Annotated in this window: 18 protein-coding genes and 3 pseudogenes; 7 read left to right on the plus strand and 14 right to left on the minus strand. The window is 57.5% G+C overall.

From position 1 onward, the window contains the following. Positions 1-10: 10 nt before the first annotated feature. Genes BG60_RS32845 through BG60_RS32860 form a run of 4 tightly spaced genes read right to left on the minus strand, consistent with a single transcriptional unit; the run spans position 11 to position 4,730 of the window. Complete coding sequence (locus BG60_RS32845; protein ID WP_008344938.1) at positions 11-760, minus strand: electron transfer flavoprotein subunit beta/FixA family protein; 750 nt, start codon at positions 758-760, stop codon at positions 11-13. Positions 761-818: 58 nt separating this feature from the next. Further along, positions 819-2,426 (minus strand): long-chain fatty acid--CoA ligase, encoded by a 1,608-nt coding sequence (locus BG60_RS32850; RefSeq protein WP_008344939.1) that lies wholly within the window; start codon positions 2,424-2,426, stop codon positions 819-821. A gap of 49 nt (positions 2,427-2,475) precedes the next feature. Continuing rightward, positions 2,476-3,621, minus strand: coding sequence for an acyl-CoA dehydrogenase family protein (locus BG60_RS32855; RefSeq protein ID WP_008344941.1), 1,146 nt, complete (start codon positions 3,619-3,621; stop codon positions 2,476-2,478). A gap of 29 nt (positions 3,622-3,650) precedes the next feature. Continuing rightward, entirely contained in the window at positions 3,651-4,730 is a 1,080-nt protein-coding gene (locus BG60_RS32860) for an acyl-CoA dehydrogenase family protein (protein WP_008344943.1), read from the minus strand. A 251-nt stretch (positions 4,731-4,981) separates the two neighbouring features. On the opposite strand from BG60_RS32860, the gene BG60_RS36550 reads away from it, so the two are divergent. Further along, positions 4,982-5,668 carry a TetR/AcrR family transcriptional regulator gene (locus BG60_RS36550; protein ID WP_008344946.1) on the plus strand — a complete coding sequence of 229 codons (687 nt, stop codon included), beginning with the start codon at positions 4,982-4,984 and terminating at the stop codon, positions 5,666-5,668. 11 nt (positions 5,669-5,679) lie between these two features. Here the strand turns inward: BG60_RS36550 and BG60_RS40110 are convergent, their stop codons facing one another. Beyond that, on the minus strand, positions 5,680-5,943 hold the full coding sequence (locus tag BG60_RS40110) for a DUF6602 domain-containing protein (RefSeq protein ID WP_338152094.1): 264 nt from the start codon (positions 5,941-5,943) through the stop codon (positions 5,680-5,682). Here BG60_RS40110 and BG60_RS37535 point away from each other — a divergent pair. After that, positions 5,904-6,497, plus strand: a pseudogene (locus BG60_RS37535) (IS5 family transposase); the annotation flags it as partial. The gene BG60_RS40110 and the pseudogene BG60_RS37535 sit on opposite strands and share 40 nt — an antisense overlap. On the opposite strand, the gene BG60_RS32870 reads toward BG60_RS37535, so the two are convergent. Next, complete coding sequence (locus BG60_RS32870; RefSeq protein WP_008344949.1) at positions 6,454-6,822, minus strand: GNAT family N-acetyltransferase; 369 nt, start codon at positions 6,820-6,822, stop codon at positions 6,454-6,456. The pseudogene BG60_RS37535 and the gene BG60_RS32870 overlap by 44 nt on opposite strands. A 15-nt stretch (positions 6,823-6,837) precedes the next feature. Here BG60_RS32870 and BG60_RS32875 point away from each other — a divergent pair. Continuing rightward, a pseudogene (locus tag BG60_RS32875) lies at positions 6,838-7,258 on the plus strand (tyrosine-type recombinase/integrase); the annotation flags it as partial. 48 nt (positions 7,259-7,306) lie between these two features. Here the strand turns inward: BG60_RS32875 and BG60_RS32880 are convergent. Then, the gene (locus tag BG60_RS32880) at positions 7,307-7,822 is read right to left on the minus strand and encodes a hypothetical protein (RefSeq protein ID WP_033535933.1); all 516 of its coding nucleotides are present in this window, start codon (positions 7,820-7,822) and stop codon (positions 7,307-7,309) included. Between the two features lie 199 nt (positions 7,823-8,021). On the opposite strand from BG60_RS32880, the gene relB reads away from it, so the two are divergent. Next, positions 8,022-8,489, plus strand: coding sequence for a type II toxin-antitoxin system RelB family antitoxin (relB, locus tag BG60_RS32885; protein WP_008344956.1), 468 nt, complete (start codon positions 8,022-8,024; stop codon positions 8,487-8,489). Next, positions 8,486-8,779: a type II toxin-antitoxin system RelE/ParE family toxin gene (locus tag BG60_RS32890; protein WP_008344957.1), complete on the plus strand. Its 294-nt coding sequence runs from the start codon at positions 8,486-8,488 to the stop codon at positions 8,777-8,779. Before relB ends, BG60_RS32890 begins: the two co-directional genes overlap by 4 nt. Positions 8,780-8,897: 118 nt before the next feature. Here the strand turns inward: BG60_RS32890 and BG60_RS39810 are convergent, their stop codons facing one another. From BG60_RS39810 to BG60_RS37540, 4 genes and pseudogenes are all read right to left on the minus strand, one after another. Beyond that, positions 8,898-9,527 carry a hypothetical protein gene (locus BG60_RS39810; protein WP_034474139.1) on the minus strand — a complete coding sequence of 210 codons (630 nt, stop codon included), beginning with the start codon at positions 9,525-9,527 and terminating at the stop codon, positions 8,898-8,900. 192 nt (positions 9,528-9,719) lie between these two features. Beyond that, positions 9,720-9,932 (minus strand): annotated as a pseudogene (locus BG60_RS40245) (competence protein CoiA family protein); the annotation flags it as partial. 37 nt (positions 9,933-9,969) lie between these two features. Further along, positions 9,970-10,986 (minus strand): hypothetical protein, encoded by a 1,017-nt coding sequence (locus BG60_RS32900; protein ID WP_051078931.1) that lies wholly within the window; start codon positions 10,984-10,986, stop codon positions 9,970-9,972. A gap of 161 nt (positions 10,987-11,147) precedes the next feature. Further along, positions 11,148-11,459 (minus strand): DUF3892 domain-containing protein, encoded by a 312-nt coding sequence (locus BG60_RS37540; protein ID WP_008344963.1) that lies wholly within the window; start codon positions 11,457-11,459, stop codon positions 11,148-11,150. 580 nt (positions 11,460-12,039) lie between these two features. Between BG60_RS37540 and BG60_RS38485 the strand changes: the two genes are divergently transcribed. Next, a complete protein-coding gene (locus BG60_RS38485) occupies positions 12,040-12,393 on the plus strand; it encodes an ACT domain-containing protein (protein ID WP_144403609.1) in 354 nt (117 codons plus the stop codon). Between the two features lie 21 nt (positions 12,394-12,414). On the opposite strand, the gene BG60_RS32905 is transcribed toward BG60_RS38485, so the two are convergent. The 3 genes from BG60_RS32905 to BG60_RS32915 form a co-directional block, all read right to left on the minus strand. Next, positions 12,415-13,101, minus strand: a complete 687-nt coding sequence (locus BG60_RS32905; RefSeq protein ID WP_008344964.1) for a hypothetical protein — start codon at positions 13,099-13,101, stop codon at positions 12,415-12,417. A gap of 149 nt (positions 13,102-13,250) precedes the next feature. Then, the gene (locus BG60_RS32910) at positions 13,251-13,736 is read right to left on the minus strand and encodes a helix-turn-helix domain-containing protein (RefSeq protein WP_034474142.1); all 486 of its coding nucleotides are present in this window, start codon (positions 13,734-13,736) and stop codon (positions 13,251-13,253) included. A gap of 268 nt (positions 13,737-14,004) precedes the next feature. Continuing rightward, positions 14,005-14,916, minus strand: coding sequence for a tyrosine-type recombinase/integrase (locus BG60_RS32915; RefSeq protein WP_008344968.1), 912 nt, complete (start codon positions 14,914-14,916; stop codon positions 14,005-14,007). Between the two features lie 188 nt (positions 14,917-15,104). Here BG60_RS32915 and BG60_RS38875 point away from each other — a divergent pair. Further along, a partial coding sequence (locus BG60_RS38875) for a transposase family protein (RefSeq protein WP_479389487.1) occupies positions 15,105-15,599 on the plus strand: 495 nt, incomplete at its 3' end.

Genomic DNA, 15,599 nt, shown 5'->3' on the forward strand with positions numbered 1-15,599 from the left:
GTTCTCTCCGTTACAGCACTTTGGCTTCGGTCTTGAGTTTTTCAACCAATGTCTTTACGTCGGGGACCTTTACGCCTGCGCTGCGCGTAGGCGGTTCAGCGACTCTCAATGTCTTAAGGCGCGGCGTAACGTCAACCTCAAGATCGCTAGGCGTGGTCTTTTCGAGTGGCTTCTTCTTTGCCTTCATGATATTAGGCAGCGTAACGTAGCGTGGCTCATTGAGGCGCAAGTCAGTCGTGACTACTGCGGGCAGCTGGAGCGATAGAGTTTCTGACCCGCCGTCGACTTCCCGCGTGACCGTGGCATTGCCGTCGGAGATCGCGATCTTTGAAGCGAATGTTGCTTGCGGCATATTGGCCAGCGCGGCAAGCATCTGGCCGGTCTGATTAGAATCGTCGTCGATTGCCTGCTTGCCAAGAATCACCAGTTGCGGCTGCTCCTTATCGACAATGGCCTTCAGTAATTTTGCAACCGCTAGCGGCTGCAGTTCCTCGTTCGTTTCAATAAGAATCGCGCGATCCGCACCGATCGCGAGCGCCGTGCGCAGCGTTTCCTGCGCTTGGGCCGCCCCCGCGGACACGACTATCACTTCAGTGGCTACACCCGCCTCCTTCAATCGCACCGCTTCTTCCACTGCGATTTCGTCGAACGGGTTGATGGACATCTTCACATTGTTGAGGTCGACCGCGCTCCCGTCTGATTTGACCTGCACTTTGACATTCGCGTCGACAACTCGTTTAACAGCTACCAGAACCTTCACTCGAACACCTCCAAAAAATGTGGATCGCAAGCTCTCCCGCGGATAAGGCAAAGCAACGCTAGGTAAAACGTTTCCTCAAAGCGACCTTGTTGATTTTCCCCGTCGCGGTGGTCGGAATCGCGTCTACGATCTTCACGGTATCCGGAGCCCACCAGCGTGCGATTCGAGGTCGCATGAATTCGATGATCTGCTGGGCATCAGCCTTCGCCGCTGCGTGCAACGTGACAATCAACATCGGCCGTTCTCCCCAGCGCTCGTCGTCGACTGCAATTACCGCAGCGCGTTCAACGTCCGGGTGTAGCATCGCAATCCTTTCGAGCTCTACGGAACTAATCCACTCTCCTCCGGATTTGATGACATCCTTCGCACGATCTACGATCTGGACATACCCATCGGAATCGATAGTCGCAACGTCACCGGTTACCAGCCACCCGTCAGCATCCAAGGCTGCACGGTCCGGATAGTTAATGTACGTGTGCGGCGTCCAGAGCCCGCGAACACGCAGGTGTCCAACTGCTCGACCGTCACGAGCTAGCTCATGGCCCTGATCGTCAACGATGCGCAGGCGCATTCCAAAAATCTCGCGCCCCGCTTTCTCGCGATAAGTCAATTTGGCGTCTGAAGGAAGTTTGTTGTGCTCCGGCTTAAGCGCCCCGCTGCTTGCGTTTGGTGCCTCAGTCATGCCCCATGACTGGGATACGTCAAGGCCATACCGTTCAGTTAGCGCCTTCATTAGATCCGTGGGAAGGGGAGAACCCGCAGAAAAGGCCTGGCGCATTGTGGAAAACCTCTTTCCGTTGCAATCGAGCCAATCAACTATGATGCGCCAGATCGAAGGCACACCCGCGGCACCTGTTACCGCCTCTGCTTCGATCAGTTCGTACAAGCTCTCTGGCCGCATATCGCGCCCAGGGAATACGACCTTCGAGCCGGTCAATGGGCCCATAAATGGGAAGTTCCATGCGTTCGCGTGGAACATCGGGGCGAGCGATAGCAAGACCTGTCGCTCGCCGTGCGGGCTACCAGGCATATTCGCTGACCCGATAAGCGACGAGAGCATCAATGAGCGGTGGGTGTACGTAACACCTTTGGGTGCGCCTGTCGTCCCAGACGTATAGCAAATTACAGCTGCCGACTTTTCATCGAACTCCGGCCACTCGTAAGACGCGTCACCTTCTTCCACCAGCTCTTCATACAAGACCACATTCGGGATTTTTGCCTCCGCGAACTCGCCCCGGGCACCCATTGCCACGAATGTCTTGACGTTCGTTAGTCGCTCTGCAATTTGTTCAACGATCGGAAGCGTGGCACCGTCAAAGAAGAGGACGGAATCGCATGCGTCGTTGATGATGTAGTCGATCTGGTCGATAAAAAGGCGCGGATTGACCGTGTGAAGGGCTGCACCGATACCAGGGACCGAATAAAACAACTCAAAGTATCGAATAGTGTTCCAGGCGAGTACCGCCAACTTTGTACCATGGCCATAGCCACGAGCAATTAACGAGGACGCCAACCGTCGTGCTCGCAGCTCCGTTTGTGCATAAGTTTGACGGCAGATTTCCCCAGACGTGTCGCGGGCTACTACCTCGATTTCGCCGTGGCATCGCGATGCATACGAGAGCAAGCGTGGAAGGAGCAACTGCTCTTCAATGGGAACGCCACTCATCTACCGTCTCCTAAGCATTTTTATCTTTGGATCTCTATTCGCGGGTCTCTTATCGCAGGTCCTTTTGTGAGTAACCCAGCAGAGAACGAGCGATAATCAAACGCTGAACTTCACCCGGCCCTTCGTAGATATCGGAGATACGGGCATCACGGAACCATTTCTCCGCGAGTTCTGCCTCGGTCAAGGAGAAATTTCCGAGCAGCTCGAGACAGCCTTGGGTGATGCGGCGCGATGCCATCCCGCCCATCGCTTTTGCCGTTGAAGCCTCGACCTTGACGCCGCCTCGCTTGTCTTCCAGCCATTTCGCTCGCACGACACAAAGCCACGCAGCCTCGTACTCGGCCTCCAACTCAAGCAAGCGATCCACGATAGCCGACCGTCCGGCAAGTCCGGAACTGTATTCGGGAACGATTTCAACCTCAGCTAGCTTTTCGAGGGTGAAGTCCAAAAGCGCCCGCGAGGTTCCTAGCCCAAACGCGGCAACGATTGGTCTAGAGAAATTGAACACCTCGAAGACAGTCTTAAAATTCGCCTTGACGTGATTGAATGACGGCAGACGGCAATCCTGGAACACGAGGCCCGCGGTATCTTCCCCGCGAATGCCCATTTTTTTGACCTGGGGACCTACGGTAAATCCAGGCGTCCCTTTCTCAACCAAGAAGGTAGTCAGACTGAAATTGCCATCAGCGCCTTTTGCGCGCGCGAACAGCATTACTGCGTCAGCGTCCTCGGCATAGGTGATGAAAATCTTTTCCCCATTAATTACCCATTCATCTCGCGCTTCGTCGTAGATGGCTGTCGTGGTCACTCGCGACGGATCGGAGCCTGCCCCTGGCTCAGTAATTCCGATGGCAATCCGGGACTTTCCCCAACGCTCGATCTGCTCTGGGGAACCGACGCTCTCCAGTACATAATTTCCGAGGCTGATTTTCGGTACCCTCAAAGGGACAACGTCGCCACGGAACATTTCCATGTGCAGCAGCGCCTCTACAATAGCCTTCCCGCTGATCTGGCCGTCCATATCTAGCCGCTGCTCGAACGGGTCTGGCCGACCGATGGCCTCCTCTAGCTCTCGGGGCGGGACGACATTTTCATTCTTGTCGTAGAAGCGTGCATATTTACGAGCGAGCAAGGCCTGCTCTCTCGCTTCATCGACGAGTGCTTTATCGCCTTCTGACAGTTCAAAATCAATCATCTCTTATCTCCCAGATTTCTCGACGTATCCTAAATCCCGACAATTCCATCCAGCACCGACAGGGTCCTGACGTCGCGGTACCACATCTCGAGCGGGAAGTCTCGGGTGTATCCGTGCCCCCCGAGCATCTGCAAGCCCTCGTCAGCGATCCACATCGCGTTCCTACTCGCATATATCTGAGAAAGACGGGAAAAGCGGGAAGAGGGACGCTGCTGGTCGATCGTCGATGCGGCTCGCCAGTACATCCAACGCATTCCTTCAATCTTCATGTGCATGTCAGCTATGCGGAAGGCAATTACCTGCTTTTTGGCAAGCTCACTCCCGTGAGCGACGCGCTCTTTTGTATAAGGGATCACATAGTCCATCACCGAGGCGCTGACCCCGGTAAGGATGGCTGAGAGTGACGCGCGAGAGGCGTCTAACAAACGGTCAACGACCGAGCTTCCGTGACCGCCAAGGCGATTCTGCTCGGGCACGAACACGTTATCGAAGGCAATCTCTCCTGCACCAAGCCCACGCAAGCCGAGTGTTGCATGTCGGTTGCTAATCGTTAGGCCCGTGCAGCCCGCGTCCACAATGAACGCTACCTGTTCGTCGTTCAGTTTTGCCACGACTAGGAAATGCTGACAGTCGTCCACAAGAGGGACGAAACTCTTGACTCCACTCAAGAGGTAGCCGCCTGTCGCCACTCGCGCAGTGGTTCGAAGGTTAGTTCGGTCGAACGCCGGGGTCGGCTCAACCAACAATACGCCTGCCGCATGAAATCTCTCTTCAGCAAAGACGGAACGGAAACGCTCGACTTGCTCAGGCGAGCCGAAATCGCGGATAGCTGCTGCAAAGCCTAACGAGGATGCGACAGCCACTGCCGCGGATGCATCGCCTCGGGCAAGCTCCTCTAGGAGAAGTGCGCTCATTAGTGCGCCGCCGGCTTCGTCTGTGTCCAGGCGGGACTGCGCCACACCGAGGGACCATAGAAGGTCCAACGTTGAAGCGCTAAGCTTTGCCTCGTCGTCTACACCACGGGCGTTTGGCGCAAGTACCTCCGCAGCGAACTCACGGAGGGCCGATTGGGCGATAGTCTGGTCTTCGGAAAGCTCAAAAGAAATCATGGTCTCTCATCCGTGTCATCGGGTCGATCTGCTCGAGAAATGTTCCAGCGTGAGTCGACTATACGAGCCATTAAAACAAGCGTCAAGAACAACTGTATAAAACAAGTGTATACTTGCGTAAACCCCTACCCGGCGGCCTCGGTCCTATCAACACGGCGTTGGTTCTATCAACAAGCCGCTTTGGGACGAGGTCGATAAAGTAGAATGCTGTAACCACATTGTTGGTGCCGACGGCCCACGACCTTGTCGATATGGATACTTCTGACCGCATTAAACTCGCCGCTGTGCGACTGTTCGCCAAGTTGGGCGTTGAAGCCGTAACCGTCCGCGATATCGTGGCCGCTGCCGAACTCAAGAATCCGGGCTCGTTGAACTACTACTTCCGCTCCAAGGAGGAGTTGATTCGCCAAGTGATCATCGAGGCGATGGGCCAGGCCGACAAGTTGTGGGGATCGCGGCTGGCAGAGGTTGAGCGAAACGGTGGGCCGCTCTCACTGAGAGAGGTTGTGGAGGCGCTCGTAACATGGCCACTCTCGGAGCCCCTAGACGGCAGCATCTCTCACACTGCGAGGTTCCTTGGGATGGTACTGCAGTCTCGCCGTCCGCAAGTTCGTGCGCTGACTCGTGAGATGAATTACAAAGAGTACGATCGCGCCGTTGCTTACATACGCGATTTCCTCTCGGATTTCCCGCCGGAAATAGTCGCTCAACGCGTGATCTTCTTCTTTTGGTCGTTGACTGGATTTCTCACGGCCTACGAGGCGTCAATTGACTCTGATAAGCATAAAGACTCGGCATGGTACAGAGTTGACCCGTTTCAAAATTTTGTCGATGCGATGGTGGGGATGCTTACCGCGCCCGTCGGTTCAACGAGAACGACACAACAGCGGAAGCGTCCCGAAGCGCCAGTGAAGTTATCCGAGGGACGCATCACTTGAACGCGCCCCAATTAACATGGATCAGCGATGCAAACCGGACGCCAACATCTGCCCACATTCTTGAGGGCAGTTGAACGCCACCCGTAGCCAAGGAACAGCATGCTCGTGCGATAGAGGCGACGCACGCTTTCGACCTTGTCTTGGGCGTATCTCACTTGAGTCGCGTTGATCGACGGCTTGGCCTCGAAGACAGCGTAGACGCTTTCGATCGGGATAACCTTCTGGCCGTTGTGCTCGAAAATCGGCGGGGTATATCCTCTTCGTCTTACAGACAGGCCTGCGTTGGGACCCCTACTACCTCGCGAGATCGGCTGCGGCAGCGGCATGAGTTGCTGGCGTCGCCTGCGTGACTGGCAGGAGGCAGGCGTCTGGGACCAGTTGCACGAGGTGCTGCTTGCGCGGTTACGTGCAGCCGACCAAATCGACTGGTCTCGCGTCATCGTTGACTCATCTTCAATCCGTGCTGTGGGCTCAGGTCAAAAACAGGACCGAATCCCACAGACCGCGCGCGACCCGGTTCAAAGCACCACCTCATCACCGAGGCGCAGGGCATCCCGCTCGCGGTGATACTGACCGGCGCCAACCGCAACGACGTGACTCAACTCCAGGCGCTGGTCGAGGCTATTCCACCCATCTGCGACAGGAGCGAACCATTTCGTGGCTTCACAACTTTCGCCGGCTACGCATTCGCTTCGAACAGCTCGCTTTCATCCACGAGGCCTTCTTGAAAATCGCTTGCTGCATCATATGCTGGCGACGGCTAAAAACGTCATTAGAGACGCCCCTTAGAGCTTGCCAGCCGCTTTCAATGCGGCTTCAAGGGTTTTGAGAGGAATCACCAACGGAATCGGAAAACCATCCGGCACGCCGATCAGGCGCTCGGCCCCGCGCGCTTCGTACCACTTTGTGGCGCGTTCGGTTTTGGCGTCGATGAAGAGCGCAACGCCGCCGACCTCGCCGGCGACTTTGATGCATCGAAGACTGGCCGCAAGCAGCAGCTGGGTACCAAGGCCCTCACCATGCAGGCTTGCGTCGGTGGCGAGGCGCGCCAGGCGAAAGCCCGGTACCGCGTGTCGCGGCAGACCCTTGCGAGCGCTTTCCGGGGTCTGCTCATAGCGGGCGGAGGTCGGCGCAATCGAGTAGTAACCGAGCACGCGACGGGGCGGGACTTGCAGCAGCGGCGTCTATGGGTGCGCCTGCGTGAAAAGGGCGGCAAGGCGCACGCGATGCCCTGTCATCACACGCTTGAGGCCTATCTGCATGCGTATCTCGAACAGGCTGGCCTACGCGACGAGCCGAAAGGGCCGCTGTTCCGCACGATCGCGCGCGGCACCGGGCAGCTGAGTTCCACGCCGCTGCCGCAGGCCAACGCGTATGCGATGATCCGGCGTCGGGCGCTCGCGTTCGGGATCGGCACGAAGATCGGCAACCATACATTCCGCGCAACCGGCATCACCGCGTACCTGAAAAACGGGCACGCTCGAAAATGCAGCGGCGATGGCGAACTACGCGTCGACGCGCACCACGCAGCTGTATGACCGGCGCCGCGACGACGTCAGCCTCGACGTGGTCGATCGCATCCGTCTTTGACACACGCGGAGAACCATTGATTGAGCAACTGAGCTCTTGCTCAAAACCTCAACGATTTTTAGTTACGCGACTCAAGTAACGGTTAAATGCCATATCGTCCTCTCCAAAGGACTGCACGACGCTGCGATCCACCCACCAGATCAGCCGCTCTAGCACGGCGCGCTTGGATATCCCGTAATGCGCCTCCAGACGCTGGAGCGAAAAAATCTCGCGGCCGTTCATCGTCACCACCAGCCGCTTGTTATCCGATTCCGCCTCGTCCGCCGGCGGCACGGGCTTGGCCAACACCGCCGAGGCAGCGGGAGGCTCGCCCTCGCTCGCCATACGGCCGCGTGGCTTTGCGATCGCGCGACGAGCCATCGCCAATTCTTCGCGCAGCCGCTCACATTCGAGCACAAGCTCGTCATACTCATTTTTCGTTACGGTAACGCGTTTTTTGTCCGTCTTATGACGTGCCCGAAAGGCGGCCTGACGCTGGGCGTTCGTCATGGCGTCGAGCTTCCGCGGCCGGCCCCGACCTCGCTTTTCTGTTACAGGTAACGAAATATTTTTATCGGCTGCCATGCTTCGCCTCTGTCTGTTTGGAGCTTCAATTTTGAGTTACGAATAACGATAAATCCAACCGCTGCATGTCGCCGCGTATTCGTATTACTTTAAATGACACCCCTGTGGGGAGGCGTTATGACAAAATGGCACCACTCACGATGATTATTCGGTACACGTGCTACTATTAGTCGTGGAAACCTCGTTCATTGAGTGCGCGATGAAAACCCTCGATGTGTCACAGGCCACCGCCGCCGCCCAGGCCGGTGGCGTGCTAAATGCCATCCTTCGCGCCGACGGCGGCCAGTTCTTCATCGAGCTGGAGACACGCACCGCCGGCACTGCTGTGCTGGTCACCTCGAACAATCGTCGGCCGCGCGCGTTTCGTAACCCGGTCAAGGCGCTCGAGGTGATCCGCGCGCTCGGTTTGCAGAATGGGCGATTCTCGCTTGAAGCGTGGCGGCCCGACGAAGCTCAAATCGATCGGCAGAGCCGACCCGATCGCGCCGAAGCCATGAAGCAGACGCACTCGAACGCGGCCGCATATGAAAAGTGGTTTCGTGAACAGGTGCAGGAATCGTTAGACGATCCGCGGCCGAACGTGCCGCATGCGCAGGTGCAAAAGGAGATGGCCGACAAGAAGGCCGCGTTGCGCAAGCGGCTCGCAGGCGGCGAGGCTGAATCTTGATCGTCGAGTGGCGTGCGAAGGCGCGCGAGGACCGCAACAACATCTTCGATTACATCGCCGAGGACAACCCCGCAGCCGCGCTCGAACTGGACGACCGGATAGAACAACAGACGGACGCCCTGCCTGAGCATCCCGAGCTATACCGCGTCGGCCGCCGCCGCGGCACGCGCGAAATGGTGTTGGCGCCCAATTACGTGCTCGTCTATCGGATCTTGAAGCGAACCGGCATTATCGAAATTGTGCGGATTGTGGGCGCGCGGCAGAACTATGGAAGGCGAGCGAGGCGATGACGAACGGAAGCATCAATCTGGGCGACGTGGCGGCTCGAGCAAGCCATAGCGCGGTCCCTCGCCTTTAACTTGTCCTGTCGTTCGATCCCGACAAGGCGGGCTTCGCCCCAAGTTAGAGTTACTGCCGGAGCTCGACGATAACGCCGTTCTCATCGCGATATGTAATGTGTGCGATGGTCGCCAGCACTGCAAGTAGACTCTCGAAGTGAGATTGCACATCCCCCTCGTGCGCATCCTTCTCCTCCCACCGCAATATCATATCGGCCGCTGCGAAGGAGGGGGTCACGGTGAGAAGCCGGTCAACGCGATGTCTGTGCCACAGCCGTTTCAACTTTGTCGTTGCATCAGTTTGCCAATCGCCCGTCAGCACGGTATCGTCCCCGCGACGGCCAAAGCTACCAGCCATTGTCTGGGACCGTGGCATATCGCGGCTCGTAACGTTGCGTCTGGCAGCTTGGGCATGTGCGTCAGCCAGAGCTTGAGCTTCCGCCTGCGCCTCCTTCATCAGTTGCCCGGCGCGCGAGTTGAACAGCCACTTTCGCCCTTCGACAGACTCACTGATGAAGGATCGGATTTTGGTCCAATCCACCGTGCGATCCAACCTCCAGGCTTCCAGTTCGATCGCAGGCGTCTGCATGTAAGCGAGTTTTCGGAGCTTCTCGTCGTCCACAGGATGCTCGACTGCGACTTCGATGATTAACTGTCTGTCGTGCGTTGTGACCACCGCGTCGGCCACGATTTCACCCAAACGGACCTCGAGTCGAGGCCCAGCATAAAGGACCGCGCGCCCCTTCAAGCAACGTTTTGCATGACCAACATAGGGGCCAACGTTCACCCTCGCCTCAACAACGAGATCAGGAGTGCGAATTACATCTCCTTCGAGGATTACTTGTTTGACGGCCTTATGCAGTGCCGTCTCAGCTGCGTGCAGACAATCCGCTGTGGATAGGTGGGCAAAGTGCCACGCGGTTTGGTTTCCCTGCTTGGCAATCACACGTGAGCCGCAGGCAACGCAGCAGCACTCACATGCTTTCCCGCGTGGAACCTCTGAAACATGCACGAGCTTGCCCGATACGTTCAGCGCGAAGACCGCGTCTTTCGCCCGTCCATCTCGCGGACTCGGGCGAGCAGACCCCATCGAAGTGATGCGCATTAGTCAAGATCTCTGGTCAGAAACGGAACCTGCTGCGCTATCGTTTGATGACCCGTTGCGCCGCGCGCTGGATCGCTTCCATCTTTCGATGAAGATCTCGCTGCCTCTTGTTAAGCGGCCGATCTCCTGCCGCATTCGGAAGGACCTGGCGCGCGGGTGATTGCACTACAGAGTTATCGAGTTTGTCTATCGTAAGCGCAGTTAGCACGCCCTTTGCCGCTGGTGATAGCGGTAGCATCGCCATCAGGGCAAAGTTGGCCGGAGTAAAGAACACCCGCGCTGCCTCGCACTCTTCGAGGATTCGTCGTGCGTCTTCTGGCAAATGGACCGATTCGTTGAATAGTTTCTGCAGCCCGGCGATGTCGACGGCTTGCGGATTAGCAGCGAGCAAAGCATCTGCGCGGCGCCAGAGCGACGAAATCCGTTGCTCCGAGAGCGATAGCGCAGTCGAGCCGCGGATAGTGCCCTTCTCAACTTCCTTGTAGCGCGCGGCCGAACGGTTGCTTGCCAATCCAGCCGCTATCAGATCGCGGATTTCAGATTCTGAGCGTTCGACTACGTCAACAACTGCCATGCTGGCGCCACCGCTGATTCGGCGCCGAAGTTCCCTGTCCGCCTCCGGACAACCTGCTGCAAACGCAGCGACGCGGCGGACCCAATTTTCCGCCTCGTGGTACGCGGCGCGTACAACACGTTCCGTTCTTTCAAGCGCCGGTCGATCAAGAAGGATCGGCAGCATTGCCTCCCGACGTCGCGACTCGGACAACTTGAGCATCTCCGCCGTGAACTTCGACGAGAACTTGTCCTTGTCGGCGCCGCAAACGTGTCCAATGTTGGAGACTGTGCCGTCTTCGAGCTCGATGATCACCCCTGCCTTGTGCGGCGTGCCGCAATTCGTCAAGGCACAGTGCGTTTCGGACGCGAAGCCATACGGCCAGATAACGCGCCGAAGCCCGATCTGCGCGGGATTGACCTTCTCGACGTAACCAGGCAAATTTCGGAGTTCCCCTGGCGTTCTAATTGTGCGGCAGAGTTGATCAATGTCGATTGGCATATGCTTGATAGTCGAGTAGCGAGATCGATCGCGAACGCCCAATTCTTAAACAGAGATAGTCCCCAAGAATTGGCAGCGCGAATGACTTATCGCGGCGGACCAACCTGCCACCTGTTGCGCGCGCTACAGGCGGCAGGTTCGGCTGTCATCACACCGGCGCGCTATCGCAACGGCAGCGAGAGAAGGTTGTCCGACTTGCGACCATCGGCGACGGTCTGGACATATTTAATACGGCCGTTGCTATGCACATGCACCCAAGCTCCCGTGCGTCCGGGATTTACGTCTGGGCACCAAACCCGATCTTGATCGTAGTTTTCGATGAAAGCCACCATCTGCTCACGGGATGAACGCGCGGGCTCGCCAACGGTTTTTCCGTCGACGATTTTGATCCACCACAGATAGGCGATGTGTTCGTGGCTGCTGCCACCAGACATCTCTCTCGCTACACATTTGTACGTCGTTTTTGCAACCATGGGTTTTCGCTTCCTAATTCGCAACGTAAGAAGCCGGGGCTATTGTTGCCCCGGCTCGCTATACAACTCCGTTGTTAAACGGACGGCCACGACCGGCAATGTTCACAAACCGTTTCGGGACGACCTCGACGGAAGCGTACATATGCGCGGACATGGACAGGCTTCGGAAAATGGCAGACTTTCGCCATCAACTGCTCCTATCTCAACAGCTCGGCACGACAGGAATCCTTCGGCAGACGTGCCGAACTTAGGTCAAGCAGCAGTTTGAAAAACCCACACGCCAGCTATGGTCGGAGACCAAGTGATACACTGGCTGCTCTTGTGAAGCAAAGTAAGCCGGCGGGAGGACACCACTAACCCCTCGTCGCACGCGGCCGGGCACCACCCCGGCCGTTTCTCTTTTTAGCAAAACCACAACATCTTGTGTTCGGTCATCGCTTGAACACCAAGTATAGTGGAAAAATGGTCTCGGAGGGTACTTCTTTCCGAGGCCCTTTTTCATTCTGAGGATTTATTGTGCCAGATCGAGTAAGATCGCGGCACAAGTTATCAACAGACAGTGCCATATTTGGCACGATCCATGACACCAGAACAAGAACTCGAATTTCTCCGCTCGGCAACCGAGAGGGACATTGCTGGATATCTGGCTATGCGGGTGCGTCGAGAGCGAATTCGAGGGGGATATTCCCAGCCGGCGTTTGCGGAAAAGGCGGGCATTGCGCTACGAACATATAAACGGTTCGAATTGAGCGGCATTGGAAGTATCGAAACCCTCACTCGTGTTTTGATGGCAATGGGGCATGCACGAGGTTTTTTCACGCTGTTCCCGCAGCCCATGCCCGCAGGACAGCCAACGCTTGCCGAACGAATCGGCGCAATCAGCAAAATTGCGGAAAGCCGTGCGCGCGGCGATCCCGAGAAGAATATCGACTGACAGCCAGTCTCGCGCAGCACGCTATGGTTTCTGCTTCACGACGGTCGTGATGGTTTCGATGCTATCCATCCAGCTGGCGGTCGTTTTGCACCGCCAGGAAACAAGGCTGTGAATCGAGGCATAGTAATCCAGTAGGTTGTAGGAGATGATCGGTTCGTGATGGGCAATCCGATTCCGTAACTTGCGCAGCTTTTCAAGCTCGACTCCCATCAGCGTGCGGCACTGCGCAACTGTATGCGTTTTAGCATCCGGCAAGTTCGGGAAAACCGTACGCAGAAACGGTGTCCACAATCGACCATCATGTCTTTGGGTCAACATTTGCGACCAAAATGCCATCTTAAGTTCGGCGATGACCTTGCCGGTTTCGCCTTGAGCAAACTTCCTTCGCGTGTCGATCAGTTCCCGTTGAGGGTTGAAGCCATAGCGTGGGGCCGGCAATGTTCTTTCGAATCCCGCGACCCACGGCCAGTCAGCCCCATAGCGCCGCTCGATGCCGTCGCAAATTCCGTTTCGGACGGTGACTTCGCAGATTTGTAGCGGAGTCAAAAACGCCCCCGACAACTGCGCATTCCATCCGTAGAGCTTGATCGGGTGAAGCGCGTCATTGTTTCCGGCGTTGGCGGCCGCTTGAATATAGGTTCCGAGCCGCGCTGGCGATAACGCTAAGCTGATGGCATCCAGCTCGGCTTGAGTTAGGGCAAGTGACATCTGTTGACGAAACCGTTAATAATGGATATGATGTCGCTCATTAGCTCTGGGTCTTGTTGGCGAAAGCCTCCCCCTAGAGACAAGCGATAAAGGCGGCCCACTTCGGTGGGCCGTTTTCTTTTCTACGCTCCGATCTGCAGATGCGAGCATCACGCGAGAGGTACAACGGCCTTCTTGATTCCGCCGCGGCGGGTCACGGCTCTTTTCATCTCGTTGGCTGCCTCGATCTCCGGCGCGATCTTCTTCAGACGCTCTACCAATCCGGAAAGGTCGTATTCGTTGCTCAGCTTGCCGCCGTTGGTTGCACGCCGTTCAACGCGCCTGACCAGGCCTTCCTCTTCCAGTTCAGCAATGTATCGTTGAATCTGTCGCGGACCGAGGCCGAGGCGTTCACTCAGTGCCTGCTTGCTGGGGTACGGTTTTCGGTCCGGGTCCCACCAGTAGTCCGCCAATTGAAGCAGCACGGCAAGTTGAGTCGGATTCAACCCAAGCCGCTGTTGAGCACGCAAGAGCACGGACGGCACAACACAGAAGCCAAGCTTCATTACGGGCTTGCCCCACTTCTTGTCGGACGCCTTGTCAGCCGACACGGTGTGCAGCGAGACTACCTTCGCGGACGTCGTCGCGGTCGCCATTGATTTCTCCAGCAATTCATCTTGACGTGAATGTACGGGGATTTGCGGCTTCGCGGAAGAGGTTATGACTAGTCATTCATGACGCCATGGACCAGACAGATCTGACACCTACTGTCCGGTCATCGCCGACTCATAAAGAAGAACCATGCAATCAGGACGCTACCTAAGCGATACCAACTAGGGATAGCTCACTACCAGTCGCTGGTGACTTGTGGGGTATAGGTCCTGTTGAACGTGCCGCAACCAAGACAATGAAGCGGTGGGAAGTTTAGCGGGTGGTGGCTTGCTTTGCGAGCCGTGCATAGTAGCCCGCGACTTCTTCGAGTACACGCTGCTTCTCGGCTTGGACATAGATGGTCGTCGTCTGCAGCGAGATGTGGCCCAGCACTTTCTGTACAACGTCCACCGGGACGTCGTCCGCAACCGACTGCGTGCCGAAGGTATGGCGAAAGGCGTGCGCGTTCACGCGGTCGAGCTGGACGCGCTCGTCCAGGCTCAATGCGTCCATCGTCTCGACGAGCTTCTTCGTCATGCGGCCGATCAGCCGGTTGAGCCCATCGGCGGTGTAGCCGGCCTCTTCCACTCTTGATGGAACGCTGGATCCATCTTCGTTCTTTCCAGCAAGCGCCTGCCGGTGACGCCGGCGCGAAGCCTCCGTCCACGGAATAAAGATGGGCGCCAGGAGTGGACCATGCGGAGCCTCGCTCATGTCCTCAACATCGAACGCCCTGCCCCGATCAACCCAGTGCGCGCGCAGGGCAACCAGCGTCGCCGCACTCACCGGCACGGTCCGCTCGCGCTGCCCCTTGCCGATAAGGGTGAGCTCCCACACTGGCCGCTCGGGCGTACCGTACGCCGAGGGCTTGAGGTATTCGCGACGGGCCGAGGCGGCTTCTTCCCGTCGCAAGCCCGAGTCGCCCATTAGCAGGATCGTCGCGCGCAAGGCGCGCCACTGCGAAGCGTGCTCCGGTGCCGACCGGGCATCGAGCTCGTCACGCAGCTTGCGCCACAACGCAGCGGGCAACGCCCGATCGATCTGCATGGAATTCGCGCGGCGAACGACGGGAGGATCGTTGATCGCCACCCACGGGTTGCCCGCCAGATAGCGCACGTCGACGAGCCACGCGAAGGCACTGCGCAGCAGCTGTTGAGGTTCGTTAATTCCGCTAATGACGCCCACTTATCGCGCTAATGACGCCGCCGCCTAAGCCATTGATTTATTGATAAATTTCCGCTTTCTGAAGCGTTGGGCGGTGTTGTGCAAATGCGACGACCAAAGCGACTACTGCCCATCAATTCGGCTAATGTATCCCCGTTGCCCAACAATTGTACTAATGTAGGTGGCAACCTTCCTCGCGGACAACGTCAATGGCCAAACCAGAGAACGATGCTGAGCGGGAGGCAGCCATCGCCCGCGTGCTTCGCCCGCTGGGGACCGGGCCGCTGCCACTTGAGCAGGCGAAGCAGGCTGCGAAACTGCTTAACCTCCATTGGGCGACTGTCTACCGTCTGCGACGGCGCTTTCTTTCGGATCCGGTAAACAGCTCGATGAGGCCGCGCGAGCGCGGGCCAAAGCGCGGAAAGCGCCAGCTGGGCGGCCGCACTGAGGCGATCGTCGATGACGTCCTCAACGTATGGCTGCCGAAGCAACGCCAGCTTGCCCATCCCCTCTCCGATCTCACGCTTGAAATACGTCGAAGATGTGCGGAGAGCGGCGCGCGACCGCCAAGCCGCAGCACGGTTGCACGGTGGTGGGCGACTCATCGCGAAGCGCAGGCGCTCGAGCGCGTGAACGCCGATGCGCCTCCGGGAAACTTTGTTGTCCGCAATCCGCTCGACGTCGTGCAAGTCGACCATACCCAG

It is taken from the genome of Caballeronia zhejiangensis, from assembly GCF_000698575.1.
Lineage (GTDB): Bacteria > Pseudomonadota > Gammaproteobacteria > Burkholderiales > Burkholderiaceae > Caballeronia > Caballeronia zhejiangensis.